Genomic DNA, 16,884 nt, shown 5'->3' on the forward strand with positions numbered 1-16,884 from the left:
CCGGCAGCGACAACGGGTGCCGGCCGGCAGACAAGGCGATGCCGTTCGCCGAAACGCATTCCGGCGGCGGGTGAACGCAACTGCGATGGGTGGGACCTCCTCCCAGGTCCGTTAAAAATCACGGCAGGACTTGCCTGTCAATAGTTATTCATATTGAATGATTAATTGGAAAGCTTGTCAGATCCCGCGAGCGATGCAATGTATGGCAACAGAGATTTCGGCCAACCTTCGGGACAACCGACTGTTTTCAATAACCAAATCAGGACGCTGCCAGCATGCGCACGATCTTGTGTTACGGCGACTCGAACACGCACGGACAAATTCCAGGGGGGACACCACTGGATCGCTACACTCTGCTGCAGCGGTGGCCGGGTGTGCTTGCGCGTGAACTCGGCAAGGGCTGGCACATCATCGAGGAAGGCCTCAGCGGTCGGACAACGGTGCATGACGACCCCATCGAAGGCGCGCTGAAGAATGGCCGCACCTATCTGCGCCCCTGCCTCATGAGCCATGCTCCTCTGGACCTTGTCATCATAATGCTGGGCACGAACGACCTGAAGGCCCGGTTTGGCCAGCCGGCGTCGGAAGTGGCAATGGGCATCGGTTGCCTGATCCACGACATCAAGGAACTCTCGCCCGGCCCTGACGGAACGGTACCCGAGATCATGGTGATCTCGCCGCCGCCGATGCTGGACGACATCAAGGAATGGGAGAACATCTTCAAGGCCGCCCAGCAGAAGTCCCATGAACTTGCCCTGCAGTTCGAGATCATGTCGGATTCGCTTGAGGTGCATTTCTTCGACGCTGGGTCCGTCTCGACCTGTGATCCGCTGGACGGGTTCCACATCAACGCACAGGCACATGAGAATCTCGGTGTCGCCCTGGCGCGGGAAGTGGAGGCGATCGGGTGGAAATGAGTTCGCTGCGCGCACAGCTGCCGGCAGGAATTTATGCGGCACGGCAACGGAGGGCCTTCCATGCCTGACATGAGATTTGCTCCGCCCAATCCGCTGCGCATAGCCGACCGTGCGTCAGGCCTGAATGCCGTCAGTGTGCGAAGCTACAACGAGCGCCTGGTGCTTTCGCTGCTTCTGCAGAACTCCTCGACGACACGGCTGGAGATCGGCGAACAGACGGGCCTTTCGGCGCAGACCGTGTCCGTACTCGTCAGGTCGCTGGAGCAGGAAGGACTGGTGGCGAAGGGGGAAGCGCAAAAGGGCCGTGTCGGCCCGCCAACGGTGCCTCTGACCCTCAACCCTGAAGGCGCTTATTCCATCGGCATCAGCGTCGGCAACCGGCACACCGATATCGTTCTCATCGATTTTGTCGGCAAGATCCGCTTTCACAAGACCTTGCCCAATCCGCAGCTTGCCCATGGCAGCAACCATTCGGAATTTCTGGAGACGATTGCGAGCGCGGTGAAGCTGCTGCCGGATGCGGAACGCGAACGCCTGGCTGGCGTCGGTCTTGCCCTGCCTCGCCGACTGTCGGGCGGCATGGACGAAGAAGCCTATTTCAAGGCCTTGCAGGCGGAGATCGAGGAACAGCTCGGCATTGCCGTTTTTGTCCAGAACGACATCACCGCAGCGGCCAGCGGTGAGAGCATGTTCGGCGCTGCCAAGACACTTTCGGACTATATGTTCTTCTACCTCGGCGCCGACCTGCACGGCCGCCTTGTCCTCAATCACCAGATCTATAACGGCAATTCCGAAGTCAGCTTCGATGTCGGCATTGCGGCGCTGGAGAGAGATCTGTCGGCGCAGGGCAAGGAAGTCGACCCGCTCTGGGACCGTTCAGGATCCTGGCCAGACTACGGTGCTCTGGTGAGTGATTGGGAAGAACGGCTGATTGCCCAGATGCGCGCCTCCCTGCATGGGGTCGGTCAATTCGTGGAAATCGAAACAGTCATCCTGTCGTCTTATGCGCCTGAAAGCATTTGCCAGGACATCTGCCGGAAACTGGAAGCAGCAGCCCCGCAGATCAAGGCAATCGCCGGCAACATCGTGCCGGCACCGAAGGCGATCGGCGCTGCCAGTCTGCCGTTCAGTTCCAGGTTCATGGTCAGTGGAAACTGACCCGCTGAGGTCTATACCCTCCCGACAACCGCCTGATCTTTTCCGCGGTCGGAAATTGCTTGATTTAAAATGTTCATAATTATAATAAACATAAAATCATTCGGGAGAGAGCCATGTCGACGTCAGCGATCGTTCAATTCGGGACCAGCCGCTTCCTGCAAGCGCATGCAGACCTTTTCGTTTCCGAAGCCATTGCCGAAGGGCAGGACGTCGGACCGATCACAGTGGTTCAAACTAGTGGCGACGCGTCCCGGGCACATCGCCTGAAGGCGCTTGCAGACCCTTCCGGCTACGAAGTCCGGATCAAGGGCATCGACAACGGTACCCTGGTGGACACAAGCAAGACCGTCAGCAGCATCAAACGTGCCTTGTCCTTGCCGGAAGACCTTGCCGAGGTCGCGAAAGCCGTGGCCGGCGAGGCAAGGATTATCCTCTCCAACACCGCTGATGCGGGCTATCGGCCAAGTGAGGCAGACAAGAGCACCGACTTTTCCATCGACATGTCCTATCCGGCCAAGTTGACGTGGTTCCTGTTCCAAAGGTTCGGCATGGGCGGCGCTCCGGTGCAGGTCATGCCGGCCGAACTCATTCCCGAAAACGGCAATGTTCTGAGAGATCTTGTCCTTTCCATTGCAGCTCTTTACCCGCCTGAATTTGCAGACTGGCTCCGCTCAAACGTGACCTGGGTGAATTCCCTGGTCGACAGGATCGTCTCCGAGCCGCTGGAACCCGCCGGAGCTGTGGCCGAACCCTATGCGCTTTGGGCAATCGAGAAACAACCCGGCCTCATTCTGCCCTGCGTGCACCCATGCGTGCAGGTGGTCGAGGATCTGGAACAGGTCGAGACCCTGAAGCTATTCATCTTGAACCTTGGACACACCTACCTGGTGTCACGATGGCTGGCTGCAGGCGGTTCGTCCCTGCAGTTTGTCCGGGAACTGATTGACAGTCCCGACTATGGCCCCGACCTTACAGATCTCTATCGACGTGAAGTCATCCCTGCCTTCGAGGCTCATGGCCGCAAGAACGAAGCGGAAGTGTATGCCGCCACGACAATCGACAGGTTCAAGAACCCGTTTCTGGACCACAAGCTTGCCGACATCGCACAGAACCACGGGGAAAAGATAGAGCGACGTATTTCATCTTTCCTGTCCTGGGCACGGAAAGCCGACGCGTCACTTCAGATGCCCCGGCTGGATGCAGTGGCGGCTGGTGCCGAGGCAGCACGCGCATGAGGGCACGCAGACAGATCGGCAACACAGGTGTTCTGGTAACGGATATCTCCTTCGGAGCCTCCGCCATCGGAAACATGGCTCGGGTAGTGCCGGAACCAGAGGCAAACGAGGTTCTTCAGTCTGCCTGGGACGCCGGGATCCGGTACTTCGACACCGCACCTCATTATGGCCGTGGCCGGTCGGAAGAACGGTTAGGCAGGTTCTTGAAATCCAGGCGGCGTGAAGACTACGTCCTGTCCACCAAGGTTGGGCGCGTTCTGTCACCGGGAACTCCTCTGAAGGAGGCCGACGGTTTTTTCGACCCGCTTCCGAACGCTGTTCGCTACGACTATTCCGGTGACGGCATTGAAGCGTCGCTGGAAGGCAGTTTCGAGCGGCTGCAGACGCGCCATGTCGATATCGTCTACATCCACGACATCGGCACCTACACCCATGGCGCTTCAAACGAAACACATATGCAGGACTTGCTGGCGACCGGGCTCGACCGGTTGCAAAGGTTGAAAGCCAAGGGAAAAATCCGCGCCTTCGGCCTCGGCGTGAATGAAACCCGGGTTTGTCTCGACCTTCTGAACGAGACCGACCTGGACGCCATCCTGCTTGCAGGACGCCTGACCCTGCTCGACCGGGAAGCAGAAGACCAGCTCGTCGGGCGGTGCCGGGAAAAAGGCACAAGCCTGGTTCTCGGCGGGATCTTCAATTCCGGAATTCTGGCAACGGGACCGGTTGAGGGCGCCTGGTTCGATTACGCACCCGCGCCAGCGGAAATCCTGGCAAAGGTGACCGCACTCAAGGAACAGGCGAAAACACTGGGACTTTCGCTTGCCAGCGCGGCCCTTCACTTCGCCCACAGCTATCCCGGTGTCGCCTCTGTTCTGCTCGGCACATCGAAGGCCTCATCCCTGAAGCGCAATCTCGACTGCCTCGCCGAAGCACCGCCCGCCAGCTTTTCAAGAGTGTTTGGCACCCCTGCGCAAGAGGGCCTTCAGGCGAACTTGTGAACCCGCAGCGACTGCAGAAGCGTTTCCTTCGATCTCCGCAGATGCTTTAGCGCTGCGGCTTCCGACCTTGCGCCGTCCTTGTCGAGCATCGCGTCGATCCATTCCAGATGCTCCTCGATCGCGGCCGCATTGCGTTCCAGTTCGTCGCGTTTGTCCCACATGTAGTGGTAGTTGAAGATCAGCTTGATGAGCTTCTGTGCCTCGAGAACAAACCGGTTTTTGACCACGCTGTTGACGGCTGAATGAAACTTTTCGTCCAGCAGGGAAAAGTCGTGATACCGCTCCTCAAGGACCGACTTCAGGTCCTCATGTTCGCGCTTCAAGGCCTTGAGCTTTTTCCAGATCTCGTGCTCGGGCGGAAGGGTCAGCAGCTGCCGGACCGCATTCAGCTCGAGAACCATTCGAAACTCTGACAGTTCAACCGCAAATTCCGACGTGAACCCAAGGAGCGACCACCCTCCTCTTGGACGGCGCTCCACAAGACCGAGACGGCTCAGTCCGGCCAGAAATTCCTGCAGGTTGTGGACGGGAACACCGAATTGCCGCGACAGTTGCGCCACATTGAGCGACGTCCCCGCCGGAACGTCGAAACGCAGGATCCATTCAAAGAACCTGTGCTCCAGCTCCTCCGTGGACAGGGAACTTTCGGCAGGAACCAGGCGGTGCTCCGCTTGCGGTTTCCGGATCAGCGTCTTGGTACGGCCTTCCCAGCGAATGAGATTGTCGCTGTCCAGCTTTTGCAATGCGGTGCGAACGATGGTTCTGCTGACTTCCATCTTGTCCGCAAGCGCGGTCTCGGCGGGCAACTCGTCGCCAATCGCCATGGCGCTGCAGATGTCCAGCAACCTGTTGTATGCGCGCCTGAATCGTTCGTCCGTTCTTGCCATGGCAGCAACCTAACATATCCAAAACGCTGAACAATTCCGATTGTTTGTATTAAAAAATAAAAAACTGTTGACGCGCCACATTACCTGACCTCATATTGTTTTTAATAATTTTATTCAATATCCGGCCCGGGAGGATTTATGGCGGATCTTGATCGAGGCGCAGAGCCTGCTTCCTGGACTTTCAAACTGTCTGCCGGTTCTTTTCACAAGTTATCGGCGCTCCTGACCCTTGCCCTGCTGATCTTCGCGTTCTCCTTCGGAAATGCGGCCTTTTTCTCCATCAACAACGGACTGACGGTGCTGCTGCAGACGTCCGTCATCGGCTTGCTGGGCATCGGGATGACGATGGTGATCATTACCGGCGGCATCGACTTGAGCGTCGGCTCCGTACTTGCCCTTTCGGGAACCATCACCGGATTGAGCATCAAGGCAGGCGTGCCGGTCGGTCCCGCCATGGCGATCGGCGTGATGGCCGGCGCCGCTTGCGGTTTCGTCAACGGCTTCGTCATTACCAAAATGCGGATCACCCCGTTCGTGGCAACGCTCGGCATGATGCTGATCGCCCGCGGCGTTGCCCTCCAGCTGACGGGCGCAGCGCCGATTTCGCGCCTGGGTGAAAGTTTCGGTCTTCTGGGCAATGGCTCCTTGTTCCGCATCGTAGAGAAAACCGGCGGCATCTTCCCGAAAGTCGTCTTTCCCGGAATTCCCTATCCGGTCATTCTGCTCGCGGTTGTCGCACTTGCCGCAGCCTATCTTCTCAGGCGCCGCCAGATCGGCCGGCATATCTATGCCACAGGCTCGAACGAGGAAGCCGCGCGTCTCTCCGGTGTCCTGGTCGATCGCACCAAGATTTTTGCCTACGTCCTTTCAGGAGCGCTTGCCGGGCTCGCGGGCAACGTCCTGATGTCCCGTCTCGTGACAGTTCAGCCGAATGAAGGCGTCATGTACGAGCTCGACGCAATCGCCGCGGCCGTCATCGGCGGGGCTTCGCTCATGGGCGGTGTCGGCAATATTTCCGGAACGATGATCGGCGCAGCCATCATCGGCGTTCTGCGGAACGGCCTCAACATGGCCGGCGTGTCCGCATTCATCCAGCAAATCGTGATCGGGGTCATCGTCATTCTGGCGGTCTACGTCGATCAGATCAGAAACCGGCGCTGAGAAAGCCGGACGATTTCCAGAGCAACTTCAGACGGAGGAGAATGAAATGAAGAAGCTTTTGACAACAGCGATGATGGCAAGTGCCCTTGCGCTGTCCGCAGCAGCCGCGCAGGCCGGAGAAATTGCGGTCATCGTCAAGACGACGAATTCCAACTTCTGGCAGAACGTGAACAAGGGCGCCAGCGCAGCCATCGAAGGCCAGTCGGACCACACGATGACCTTCAACGGTCCGGCCTCGGAATCGGCCGTTGCCGATCAGGTCAGCCTTGTCGAGAACGCCATCAACCGCGGCGTATCCGGAATTGTCCTGGCACCATCCGATCCGGAAGCACTGATCCCGGCGGTGAAGAAAGCGTATGAATCCGAAATTCCTGTTGTCATTATCGACTCCGGTCTCGCCGACAACGGCAAGGAATTTTACCAGTCATTCCTGTCGACCGATAACTGTGCTGCTGGTCAACTGGTTGCCGACAAGATGATTTCGGAAGTCGGGACAGAGGGCAAGGTTGCCGTGATGTCCTATGTCGCGGGTGTCGGCTCCGAACTTGGCCGCGTCGGCTGCTTCGTCAAGCGGATCGAGGATCAGTCCAAGATCGAGATCGTCGGCCCCTATTACTCCCAGTCCCAGATGGCAACCGCCTTGAACCAGACCACCGACGTTCTGGCGGCAAATCCGGATCTTGTCGGCATTTTTGGCGCCAACGAACCGACGGCCATCGGCATGGGCCGGGCACTGGCACAAGCCGGAAAGGCGGGCAAGGTCACGGCGATCGGCTTTGACGGCAACACAGACCTTCAGGATTTCGTCCGCGATGGAACTTTGGCCGCGACTGCCGTTCAGGGCTCGTTCCAGATGGGCGAGATCGGCGTTCAGACCATTCTGAAGCTCTTGAACGGTGAACAGGTGCCGAACTTCATCGACACCGGCGTCGTGCTGGCCACCAAGGACAACATCGATCATCCGAGCGTTCAGAACGTCCTTTACTAACGCACCACAACGCGGCCGGAAGCCTTGCTGCTCAAAGGCTTCCGGTCTTTTCAATCGTCGATCGGGACACGGAATATGAAACCAGATGCACAATCCGCGGCACCGCTGGTGCAGATGGAGGCAATCGAAAAGCACTTTGGCGGCATCAGGGCGGTGAATGGTGTTTCTCTGGAGCTTTATCCAGGTGAAGTCGTTGGCGTTCTCGGCCACAACGGCGCCGGCAAATCGTGCCTGATGCGCATCTTGTCCGGAGCCATGATCCCCAATGAGGGGACGATCAAGGTCAACGGCGAAATCGCCGACATTCAATCGCCCCACGACGCCCGCGATCTGGGCATCGAAACCATCTACCAGACGCTTGCCCTGGCAGATCATCTGAACGCACCCGCCAACCTGTTTCTCGGCCGGGAACTGAAAACAAGGTTCGGCAATCTGGACGACAACAGAATGATGGCCGAGGCGGTCCGCGTTCTGAAAAGGCTCAACCCGAACTTCAAGAACCTGAACGATCCGGTGTCGAGCCTCTCGGGCGGCCAGCGGCAGGTTGTTGCCATTGCCAGAGCGATCTATTTTGACGTCAAGATCCTGATCATGGACGAGCCGACAGCCGCTCTCGGCCCTTCGGAAACGGCCATGGTCGGTGCCTTGATCAGACAATTGCGCGAAGAAGGAATAGGCATCCTCCTGGTGAGCCACGACATGCATGACGTGTTCGAACTCTGCGATCGTGTCATAGTGATGAACAAGGGCCGTAAGGTCGGCTCGCACCGGATTGAAGACGTCACCAAGGATGATGTTCTCAGCCTTATCATCAAGGGCGACCTTCCTCACGACTGGGCTCCCAGGAGCCGGAAAGCCGTTCAATGAATATTGAAAAGACCAAATCACCGGCAGTGGCCCGATCAATGGAATGCGGTACCGTCATCGAACCGGGTGTCTTCAGGCTCGAAACGCAGGCCCTGCCCGAAGACGCGCCGGACGGCTGGGTGCTTGTGGACATCGAGGCCGTCGGCATTTGCGGCACCGACTACCACATTCTGGAAGGCAAGCACCCTTTCCTGAACTACCCGCGTGTCATTGGTCATGAGCTTAGCGGCAGGGTCGCGGAAAGCGTCGGCCCGTGGACTGCCGGGGAACTGGTGGTGGTCAACCCGTATCTTTCGTGCAACGCCTGCCGGGCCTGCACGAAGGGCAAACCGAACTGCTGCAGCAGCATCGAGGTTCTCGGTGTTCACCGGGATGGCGGAATGTGTTCCCGCATCGCAGTCCCTCAGCAAAATCTCTATCCGGCGACCGGCTTGACGGAACTTCAGGCGGCGATGGTGGAGTTTCTTGCGATCGGGGCCCATGCCGTTCGCCGGGCGGCGCTATCCGCCGACGACAGGGTTCTGGTCACCGGGGCCGGTCCCATCGGCATCGGCACAGCTCTCTTTGCCCGGCTTTCGGGAGCCGAAGTCCATCTTCTGGACATGAGCCAAACGCGGCTGGCCCAGGCGACGGAAAAATTCGGCTTCAAGAACACGCATCTCGTCGGAACCGACATTCTGTCAGGTCCTCTGCAAGACGGCTTCGACGTGATTTTCGATGCAACGGGCAATGCGGCCGCCATCGAAGCCGGCTTTCCTCTTCTTGCGCATGGCAGCCGCTATGTGCTGGTGAGCGTCGTGAAGGAAACCATCAGCTTCAGCGACCCGGAGTTTCACAAACGCGAAACCCAGATCATCGGCAGCAGAAACGCCACGAGAGAAGACTTCGAGACCGTCATGTCGGCAATTCGCTCAGACCGGATCGACACGGATGCGCTGTGCACGCTGACCGTGCGCCTCGAGGACCTTCCGGCGAAGATCAAGGAGCTGGCGACAGACAGGGAAGCCTTGATCAAGGCCATCGTGACCTTGTAGTAACGATCGGGTCTGCCAGTTGAAGATTTCTCAAGGCTTCTGTGCGGCGATCTTCTCAGATCGCCGATCTTGCGTTGACCGCAATCTCATAAACCGACGTGGTTGCGGTGATCAGCAACCGGTTGCCGCGCACGCCACCGAAACACAGGTTGGAGACGACTTCCGGCACCAGGATCTTCCCGAGCCGGGTCCCGTCGGGGTGGAAACAGTGAATGCCGTCGGACGCCGAACTCCACAGATGGCCGGCAGCATCGACCCGCATTCCGTCGGGAAGTCCACGGTCTATTGTGGCAAACACCTCGTCCGACAGGATCCCACCGGTCTCGTCCAGCTTGAAAGCACGGATGATGGAGGGAACCTCGGCATCATGACTGGAGCCGGATTCCGCCACGTAGAGAACGCTCTCATCCGATGAAAAGGCCAGGCCGTTCGGCTGGGTGAAATCTGTGATCATCGCTTCGACCTCTCCGGTTACCGGATCCACGCGGAAGACATTACGGGCCGCCTGTTCCGGCTCTGAGGTGTAGCCTTCATAATCGCTCAGGATGCCGTAAGTCGGATCGGAGAACCAGATCGCGCCGGTCGACTGGACGATCACGTCATTCGGTGAATTGAGACGTTTTCCCTGGTAGCTGTCTGCAATCACGGTGCGGGTGCCGTCCAGTTCGGTCCGGGTAACAGAGCGGGTTCCGTGCTGACAGGACACCAGCCTGCCCTGACGATCCCGGGTGTTGCCGTTGGAATAATCCGCAGGCTGGCGATAGGTGCTGACCTGGCCATCAAGCGTCAGCCGCATCATCCGGTTTGCGGGAATATCGGAAAAAAACAGGTGCTGGTGATCGGCAAACCAGACGGGCCCTTCGGTCCATTCAAAGCCGGTCGCAAGTTGGCGCAACCTTGCGTTCTTCTGGATCAGGTTCCTGAAACGGGGATCGTCGATCTGATAGGGAGAAGAGAAACTGTTCATGTGGGTCTGCCCTTTCCGGATGCGGCAGCGACGATGCCAATGATGATGGCGCCGGTCATGATCAGGCGCACGCCTGCGCCGAAGCCGTAGGAATTCAACATCGAAACGACCAGGAACATCAGCAGCGCCCCGCCCCAGATGCCCGGAACATTCGAATTGCCGCCGGCAATGGAGCAGCCTCCGATCACGACAACGGCGATGGAAATCAGGAGATATTCCGTGCCCATGTTCAGTGCGGCACCTCCTGAAAAGCTCGCCAGAAGGTATCCGGTGAACGCCGCAAGCACGGCGGAGACGACATAGGTGACCGCGCGGACCGTCTCTACCGGGATCCCACTCAGCCGGGCGGCGCGCGTGTTCTGCCCGAAGGCGGACACCCAGCGTCCGAAGATCGAGCGTTCCAGAACCACCCAGCTCAACAGCGCAATCAGCACGCCGATGATCGTCAGGTTCGGCAGGCCGGCGATGGCGCCGGTCGAAAAATCTGCGAGCGCCTCCGGCGGCTTGATCCTGAGGCCGCGGTTCCACCAGATCGCCAGCGACTGATAAAGGAAAGATGCCGAAAGGGTCGCAATGATTGGCGGGATCCGCAAAAGCCGGATCAGCAGGTAATTGAATGTGCCCGCTCCGATACCGACGGCAAGCGCGACGGCGAGCCCCGGCAAGATGAGATTTGCCGCGCCATCCATGAACTTGAGCGACAGCGTGCCGGCCAGCGTCATCGTCGCGGGGATCGACAGATCGACATTGCCCGGCCCAAGGGTGATGACGAACATCTGACCCAGCCCGACAATGGCCGAGAAGGAGGCAAAGGTCAGCGCTGCGGAAAGAAGCTCCCCTCCACCGCGTCCTTCCGTCAGCGAAAGGGTTGCGAAATAGGCAAGGGCACTGGCTGCGAATGCCCAGAACCAGGGTCTTCTGGGGATGGCGAGAACGGTCGAAAGACGGGAGTTATCCATTTTCGGCTCCCTTCCATTTCCGGCTGCGGCGCGAGAAGATCAGCCGCACCGCAAGTACAAGGATGAGGATCGCGCCCTGAGCGCCGATCTGCCAGTCCGGCGACAGGCGCATGAACGAGAGGAAGCTTCCCGCGAGCGCGAGTGTCAACGCACCGAGCACCGCACCGACAGGCGAGACCCGACCGCCCGTGAACTCTCCTCCCCCCAGGATCACTCCGGCGATGGAGAGCAACGTGTAGCGCAAAGCGATGTTGGCATCGGCCGACGTTGTCAAGCCGACGAGGCAGATACCGGCCAGGACACCGAAGAAGCCGGCAAGCGCATAGGCACCCGCCTTCAGTTTCGTGACCGACCAGCCGGAGCGTGCAACCGCCTGGGCGTTGCCGCCGACTGCGCGCAACAGCGTGCCCGTCGAAGACCGCATGATCAAAAGATGCGTCAGACCGGCGATGAGGATGCAGGCCACCACCGCCATCGGCACCAGTGGCGGTTTGACGGTCATCACCGTTCGGATCCATGTCGGCGCCGCACCACCCGGCGATGGCAGCAGCAGAACCGCCAGGCCTCCCCAGACGAATGACATGCCGAGCGTGACCACAATCGCCGGAAGCTGGCGAATGTGAATGAGCGCGCCGATGGCCGCATACGCGAGGATCGATGCCAGCAGGATAGCCGCGCCGACGAGCGGCGCATCATTCAGGAAGGTTGCCGTGACACAGGCGACGAAGCTGACGAACGTCCCGACCGACAGGTCGATGTCGTTGACCATGATGATCATCATCTGCGCGATGGTTGCCAGCGCGATCGGTACCGCGAGATTGAAGAGCAGGTTCAGGCCGAAGTAGCTCATTGCCCGGGGTTGAAGGTAAAAGACGGCCGCCAGCAGCACAGTCAGGGACAGGACCGGAAGCAGAATGCGGTACTTGCCGTTCATGCGCCGGCCCCCTGCATCTGGAAAGAGGCGGCCAGAATGTTTTCTTCCGTGATGCCGTCTCCGGTCAACTCCGCTGATATCTGCCCGTTCCGGAACACAAACACCCGGTCACACTGGCAGACTTCATCCGTTTCCGTCGAATACCACAGGAAGGTGCGCCCGTTGGCGGCTTCCGTTCGGATCATGTCGTAAGCTTCCTGTTTGGTGCCGACATCGACACCGCGCATCGGGTCGTCCATCACCACGATCGGGGCCGATGAGGCCAGTGCACGGGCGAAAAGAACCTTCTGCTGATTGCCGCCGGACAGGGACAGGATGAGATTTCCCAGATTGTCGGTCCGAATGCCGATACGCTTCTTCCAGTCTGCGCCCAGCGCCTGCTCAGCAACCCTGTCGACCAACCCTCGCCGGGTCAGGCTTGGCAGGTGCGTCAGCGTGAGATTTCGAAGGATCGACCAGAGCGGCATGACCCCGTCCCGGCCGCGGTCACCGGCAACGAAGGCCGCTTCAGGATCCTTCACCCGCGCGAGTTTCCCCGACCGGGACATGAAGAACCGGGCCAAAGCTTCTGCCTGCCCATGCCCGGCAAGACCCGCCAGGCCAACGATTTCCCCTTTGCGGGCACTGAGCCCTTCCGGCGTCTTCAGCACTTCTTCGCCGATGCGTTGACTGCTTTCGACCGCCGCCCGGGCGGCGGCCTTCTCGTTTGCCACATGTCCCATGGCATCGATCAGGCCCTGCTGGGTAAATTCAGACGCCGGTCTGCTGGCGATGATCTTGCCGTCCTTCATCACGTCGATCCGTGATGCGACTTCGAAAACCTCTCCCAGCATGTGCGAAATGAAAATGACCGCACCGCCCTTGGCGCAGAAGCGACGGACATGTTCGAGCAGTTGCCGGGCAATCGAGGCATCAAGGGACGATGTCGGCTCGTCGAGGATGACGAGACGTGGTGGTGTAGGGCCACCTGCAAATCCGGCAGCGATCTCGACCATCTGCCGTTCCGCCAGGGTCAGGTCGCCGACGATCATGCCCGGTTCGATCCTGTGTCCGGGAAAGATTTCGTCGAGAGCAGCGGCAATCCGCCCGGCAGCCGTTTTGCGCCAGCCAAATCCTGTCAGGTCACGATGTGGAACCCTCAGATTTTCCAGTACGGACAGGTTTGGGCATAAGGAAAGTTCCTGAAAAACACTGCGGATACCGCAGGCACGCGCACGTGCTGCCCCCGTTCCTTTTCTGCCGTCCTCATGCCCGTAACGGACTTGTCCGTCCGTTGGCGTCAGTCCGCCATTGATCACGTTGACGGCTGTCGATTTGCCCGCACCGTTGTGACCCATCAGACCGACACATTCGCCGGGACTGACGGTCAGACTGACCCCGTCGAGCGCGCGCACTGCACCGAAGTGAACGCACGCGCCCGAAAGGGCAACCAACGGGACATCCGGCTTCGGCTTGCCGGCGCCAGTTGCCACTTCCAATTCCGTCTCTCCCTCAGTTGGCGGCTGCAATGACGGACTTGGCGTCTTCCTGACTGTATTCGACGTTCGCCACCGAACCGGCAGGTGTTGCGGCAAGCGTCTCGTCAAGCGTTTCCTGGGTGACTTTCAGGAAAGGTACCGTGAGATCCTTGGGCACTTCTGCACCGTCGAGCACTTGCTGGGCGACCCAGAAGGCAAGCGTGCCAACACCCGGGGCAATGGAAAGAGACAGGGTCTCGTAGCCGTTTTCGTCACGCGCTTCGGCCCACCATTTCATTTCGTCCTGGCGGTTACCCATCACGATGATCGGCGTATCGCGGCCGGCCGCCTTGATTGCCTGGGCTGCCCCGTAGCCATCACCGCCCTGGGTCACGACCCCGACGATCTCCGGCAAACTCGGCAAGACGCCTGCAACTGCCTTCTGGGCGACGTCCTGCGCCCAGTCGCCGTGGACCGATCCGACGATCTTGAATTTCGGGAATTCCGACACGCCCTGCTCGATACCTGCGTGGATTTCATCGTCCACGAAAACCCCGGCCAGACCGCGGATTTCAAGAAGGTTGCCGCCATCCGGCAGGCGTCCGGCGAGATACTCGACCTGCTGACGGCCCATTTCCTTGAAATCGACCGCAATGCGCCATGCGCAGGGCTCGGTGACGATACCGTCGAACGAGACGACCGTGATGCCGGCGTCGCAGGCTTCCTTGATCGCGCCGTTGAGGGCCGTTGGCGAAGCTGCATTGACCACGATCGCATCGTAACCCTGCAGGATCATGTTCTGAATCTGAGCGGCCTGTTCGGTTGCCTGGTTTTCGGACGTGGTGAATGCGTCGGCCGAGGCGACCACGCCGTCTTCAACAGCCTTGTCGCCGACCTTGGCCCAGCTTTCCAGCATGGCTTGTCGCCAGGAATTGCCGGCGTAATTGTTGGAAAGGGCAATACGTTTATCCGCGGTGTCCGCTACAGCGTGACCCGGCAGGGTGACCGCAACAAGCGCGACCGCCCCCAAGAGCTTGGCTTTGGTGTTCATGTTTCCTCCCTGACGCCAGCAGGCGTCTTTGATAACGGGACACGGTTCTCCCAACGCATCCCGAGCTCAGATTGCTGACGTTAAGGAAATGCGTAAAGCGGAAGAAACGCATCACGGTTGCGGGAACCCGCAACCATGATGCACTGGAGCGCCCAACAGATGGGTTGCCGACGCAAGCCCTGTACCGCACACTGGCACGCAATAAACGGGAGGAGCTTGTTGTTGCCATGCGACAGGGAGCCAATGAAAACCAGGAGGTGTCAGAGCCGACGGCTCTCGTCTCTCTCTTGCGCATTTCCAGTCATCTGGCCGGCCAGGTCGAAATCCGGGCCGCCCTGAGATCGGTGAAGGCCGAGATCGAGAACCTGCTTCCGATCGATCACCTCGACGTCTGCCTGGTGGACGACAAGGTTACCTGGAACACCAGTTACGAAGTCGGAATCAAGACGCGCTGGAGCCTGTCACGCACGCCTGTCGCCATCTCGCCCGTTCGCAGCATTCTGCTCGGCGAGACGGATTACATGCTCACCGGCAACGCCATGGAAGACGAGCGCTACACCTATGAGGGTGCGCTGGCCCAACCGATCATCAAGCACAAGCTGCGCAGCCGGGTAAATGTTGCGATGAAGGTGCTTGGCCGCACCATCGGCGCGCTGAACTGTTCCTCCTGCACAGCGGACATCTATGACGAGGCAACAGTTGTGCGCGTCAGGCAGATTGCCGATGTGCTTGCCCCCTATTTCTATTCCCTTCGCGCGAACGAAAAGGCCAAGCGCGCAGCCGTCGTCCGCGCGGAAGCCCAGGCTCGCGAAGAAGGCCTGCGGCAAGGCGCACTGGAACTGACCCGGGTTCTGGAACAGGAACGCCAGCGCATCGGCATGGATCTGCATGACCAGACCCTTGCCGATCTGACCCGGATCATGCGCGATGTCGAGAAGATGGATACGGCCTCCGACAAGGCCCGGGTGATCGGCAGCATTCAGCACTGCATCGGCGACCTTCGCCGGATCATCGACACCGCCGTACCAACGATCCTGGACCTGTTCGGCTTTGCCCACGCCTTGCGAATACATCTGGAGCGCGCGGTGGAGGACGTTTCGTCCACCATGCTTGAAGCTGCGGACGAGACGGACGGCCTGATCGATACCCTGGACCCGACCATCCGGATTGCCCTGTTTCGCATCGCCCAGGAAGCCATAAACAATGCCGCTCGCCACTCCGGAGCCGACCAGATAAGCGTCTCCGTGAAGCGGGTGAAATCCGGACTGCAAATGACAATCAGGGACAATGGCAAGGGGCTTCCCGGTTCACGTCTCGGCCGGCACACCAGCAAGGCAACAGGAGGCATTGCCCATATGCGCACACGGGCAAGGCTGATCGCCGCGGACTTCGGCATGTCGAGTAAGGAAGGCACGACCATCACGGTGAAACTGCCGATGACCTGCGCCCCGTGCCAGGAAACCGCACCACAGACGGGTGAGGAAGAGCTGGCATGAAGGTGCTTCTGGTAGAAGACGATCAATTTCATGCCGGGTATCTCAGCGAAGCCCTGCAACTGGCCTTGCCGGACGTCGAGGACATCTTCCACGCGACCAACGGCCTGGAAGGCGAGCAGTTGGCGCGCAGGCATTCCATCCAGTCGGTGGTGATGGATCTTCAGATGAAGGAACGCAACGGCATTGATGCTGCCCGGACGATCTGGCGCGAACGCCCCCAGACCCGCATCCTGTTCTGGTCGAACTATTCGGACGAGGCGTACCTGCGCGGCATAGCCCGGATCGTGCCTCAGGAAACCTCCTACGGATATGTTTTGAAGACGGCAACTCAGGAGCGGCTTCACCTGGCACTGCGCGGTGTTTTTCTGGAGTCCCAGATCGTGGTGGACCAGGAAATCCACCGGGTTCAGCAGCGCCACATCCGGACACATGACACGCTTACGGACAGCGAATATGCCGTTCTTCTGGACATGGCTCTCGGCCTATCGGACAAGGTCATTGCCGTTCGGCAGGGACTGTCGCTTCGCACCGTCCAGAACCGCCTGCTCTCGCTTTACGACAAGCTGGGCGTGGACAATCTCGAAACGGTACCTGCCGATTTTGCGATCAACAAGCGGACACGTGCCATTACACGCGCCTTGAACCTGCGTGCCATAAACGCCGAAAGCCTGGAAAGTGCCGAGCGCGACCTGCAGAAGTGGCTGGACAGTCATACCGAGCAGATCGAAAAGGCCCGTTGACGCTTCGGCCCGATCGCCACAAACCACCCGGCATC

Annotated in this window: 16 protein-coding genes; 10 read left to right on the top strand and 6 right to left on the bottom strand. The window is 59.5% G+C overall.

Annotated elements, in window-relative coordinates; all coding sequences use genetic code 11:
- Positions 1-275: 275 nt before the first annotated feature.
- From FIV05_RS28405 to FIV05_RS28420, 4 genes are all read left to right on the top strand, one after another.
- On the top strand, positions 276-917 hold the full coding sequence (locus FIV05_RS28405) for an SGNH/GDSL hydrolase family protein (protein WP_152512202.1): 642 nt from the start codon (positions 276-278) through the stop codon (positions 915-917).
- A gap of 60 nt (positions 918-977) precedes the next feature.
- Positions 978-2,075 (top strand): ROK family transcriptional regulator, encoded by a 1,098-nt coding sequence (locus tag FIV05_RS28410; protein WP_145903866.1) that lies wholly within the window; start codon positions 978-980, stop codon positions 2,073-2,075.
- Positions 2,076-2,188: 113 nt separating this feature from the next.
- Complete coding sequence (locus FIV05_RS28415) at positions 2,189-3,310, top strand: mannitol dehydrogenase family protein (RefSeq protein WP_152512201.1); 1,122 nt, start codon at positions 2,189-2,191, stop codon at positions 3,308-3,310.
- Complete coding sequence (locus FIV05_RS28420; protein ID WP_152512200.1) at positions 3,307-4,308, top strand: aldo/keto reductase; 1,002 nt, start codon at positions 3,307-3,309, stop codon at positions 4,306-4,308. The genes FIV05_RS28415 and FIV05_RS28420 overlap by 4 nt, the downstream gene beginning before the upstream one ends.
- Here the strand turns inward: FIV05_RS28420 and FIV05_RS28425 are convergent.
- Positions 4,293-5,195, bottom strand: coding sequence for a GntR family transcriptional regulator (locus tag FIV05_RS28425; protein ID WP_228933098.1), 903 nt, complete (start codon positions 5,193-5,195; stop codon positions 4,293-4,295). The two genes, FIV05_RS28420 and FIV05_RS28425, sit on opposite strands and share 16 nt — an antisense overlap.
- A 138-nt stretch (positions 5,196-5,333) precedes the next feature.
- Here FIV05_RS28425 and FIV05_RS28430 point away from each other — a divergent pair, with 138 nt between their 5' ends.
- The 4 genes from FIV05_RS28430 to FIV05_RS28445 all read left to right on the top strand — a co-directional run bounded on the left by FIV05_RS28430 (position 5,334) and on the right by FIV05_RS28445 (position 9,245).
- The gene (locus FIV05_RS28430; RefSeq protein WP_152507791.1) at positions 5,334-6,356 is read left to right on the top strand and encodes an ABC transporter permease; all 1,023 of its coding nucleotides are present in this window, start codon (positions 5,334-5,336) and stop codon (positions 6,354-6,356) included.
- A 46-nt stretch (positions 6,357-6,402) separates the two neighbouring features.
- A complete protein-coding gene (locus tag FIV05_RS28435) occupies positions 6,403-7,344 on the top strand; it encodes an ABC transporter substrate-binding protein (protein ID WP_023001507.1) in 942 nt (313 codons plus the stop codon).
- 75 nt (positions 7,345-7,419) lie between these two features.
- A complete protein-coding gene (locus FIV05_RS28440) occupies positions 7,420-8,211 on the top strand; it encodes an ATP-binding cassette domain-containing protein (RefSeq protein ID WP_152512199.1) in 792 nt (263 codons plus the stop codon).
- On the top strand, positions 8,208-9,245 hold the full coding sequence (locus FIV05_RS28445; protein WP_152512198.1) for a zinc-binding alcohol dehydrogenase family protein: 1,038 nt from the start codon (positions 8,208-8,210) through the stop codon (positions 9,243-9,245). Before FIV05_RS28440 ends, FIV05_RS28445 begins: the two co-directional genes overlap by 4 nt.
- A gap of 55 nt (positions 9,246-9,300) precedes the next feature.
- On the opposite strand, the gene FIV05_RS28450 is transcribed toward FIV05_RS28445, so the two are convergent.
- Genes FIV05_RS28450 through FIV05_RS28470 form a run of 5 tightly spaced genes read right to left on the bottom strand, consistent with a single transcriptional unit; the run spans position 9,301 to position 14,613 of the window.
- A complete protein-coding gene (locus FIV05_RS28450) occupies positions 9,301-10,212 on the bottom strand; it encodes an SMP-30/gluconolactonase/LRE family protein (protein ID WP_152512197.1) in 912 nt (303 codons plus the stop codon).
- The gene (locus FIV05_RS28455) at positions 10,209-11,171 is read right to left on the bottom strand and encodes an ABC transporter permease (RefSeq protein ID WP_152512196.1); all 963 of its coding nucleotides are present in this window, start codon (positions 11,169-11,171) and stop codon (positions 10,209-10,211) included. The genes FIV05_RS28450 and FIV05_RS28455 overlap by 4 nt, the downstream gene beginning before the upstream one ends.
- The gene (locus FIV05_RS28460; protein WP_023001512.1) at positions 11,164-12,105 is read right to left on the bottom strand and encodes an ABC transporter permease; all 942 of its coding nucleotides are present in this window, start codon (positions 12,103-12,105) and stop codon (positions 11,164-11,166) included. Before FIV05_RS28460 ends, FIV05_RS28455 begins: the two co-directional genes overlap by 8 nt.
- Positions 12,102-13,583, bottom strand: coding sequence for a sugar ABC transporter ATP-binding protein (locus FIV05_RS28465; RefSeq protein WP_286202339.1), 1,482 nt, complete (start codon positions 13,581-13,583; stop codon positions 12,102-12,104). The genes FIV05_RS28460 and FIV05_RS28465 overlap by 4 nt, the downstream gene beginning before the upstream one ends.
- Positions 13,584-13,596: 13 nt before the next feature.
- Positions 13,597-14,613 (bottom strand): ABC transporter substrate-binding protein, encoded by a 1,017-nt coding sequence (locus FIV05_RS28470; protein ID WP_152512195.1) that lies wholly within the window; start codon positions 14,611-14,613, stop codon positions 13,597-13,599.
- Between the two features lie 227 nt (positions 14,614-14,840).
- Between FIV05_RS28470 and FIV05_RS28475 the strand changes: the two genes are divergently transcribed.
- Positions 14,841-16,109, top strand: coding sequence for an ATP-binding protein (locus FIV05_RS28475; protein WP_286202338.1), 1,269 nt, complete (start codon positions 14,841-14,843; stop codon positions 16,107-16,109).
- Positions 16,106-16,849: a response regulator transcription factor gene (locus FIV05_RS28480; RefSeq protein ID WP_023001516.1), complete on the top strand. Its 744-nt coding sequence runs from the start codon at positions 16,106-16,108 to the stop codon at positions 16,847-16,849. The genes FIV05_RS28475 and FIV05_RS28480 overlap by 4 nt, the downstream gene beginning before the upstream one ends.
- Positions 16,850-16,884 lie beyond the last annotated feature (35 nt).

Origin of the sequence: Labrenzia sp. THAF191a (genome assembly GCF_009363335.1) — a bacterium.
In the GTDB taxonomy this organism is placed as follows: domain Bacteria; phylum Pseudomonadota; class Alphaproteobacteria; order Rhizobiales; family Stappiaceae; genus Roseibium; species Roseibium algicola.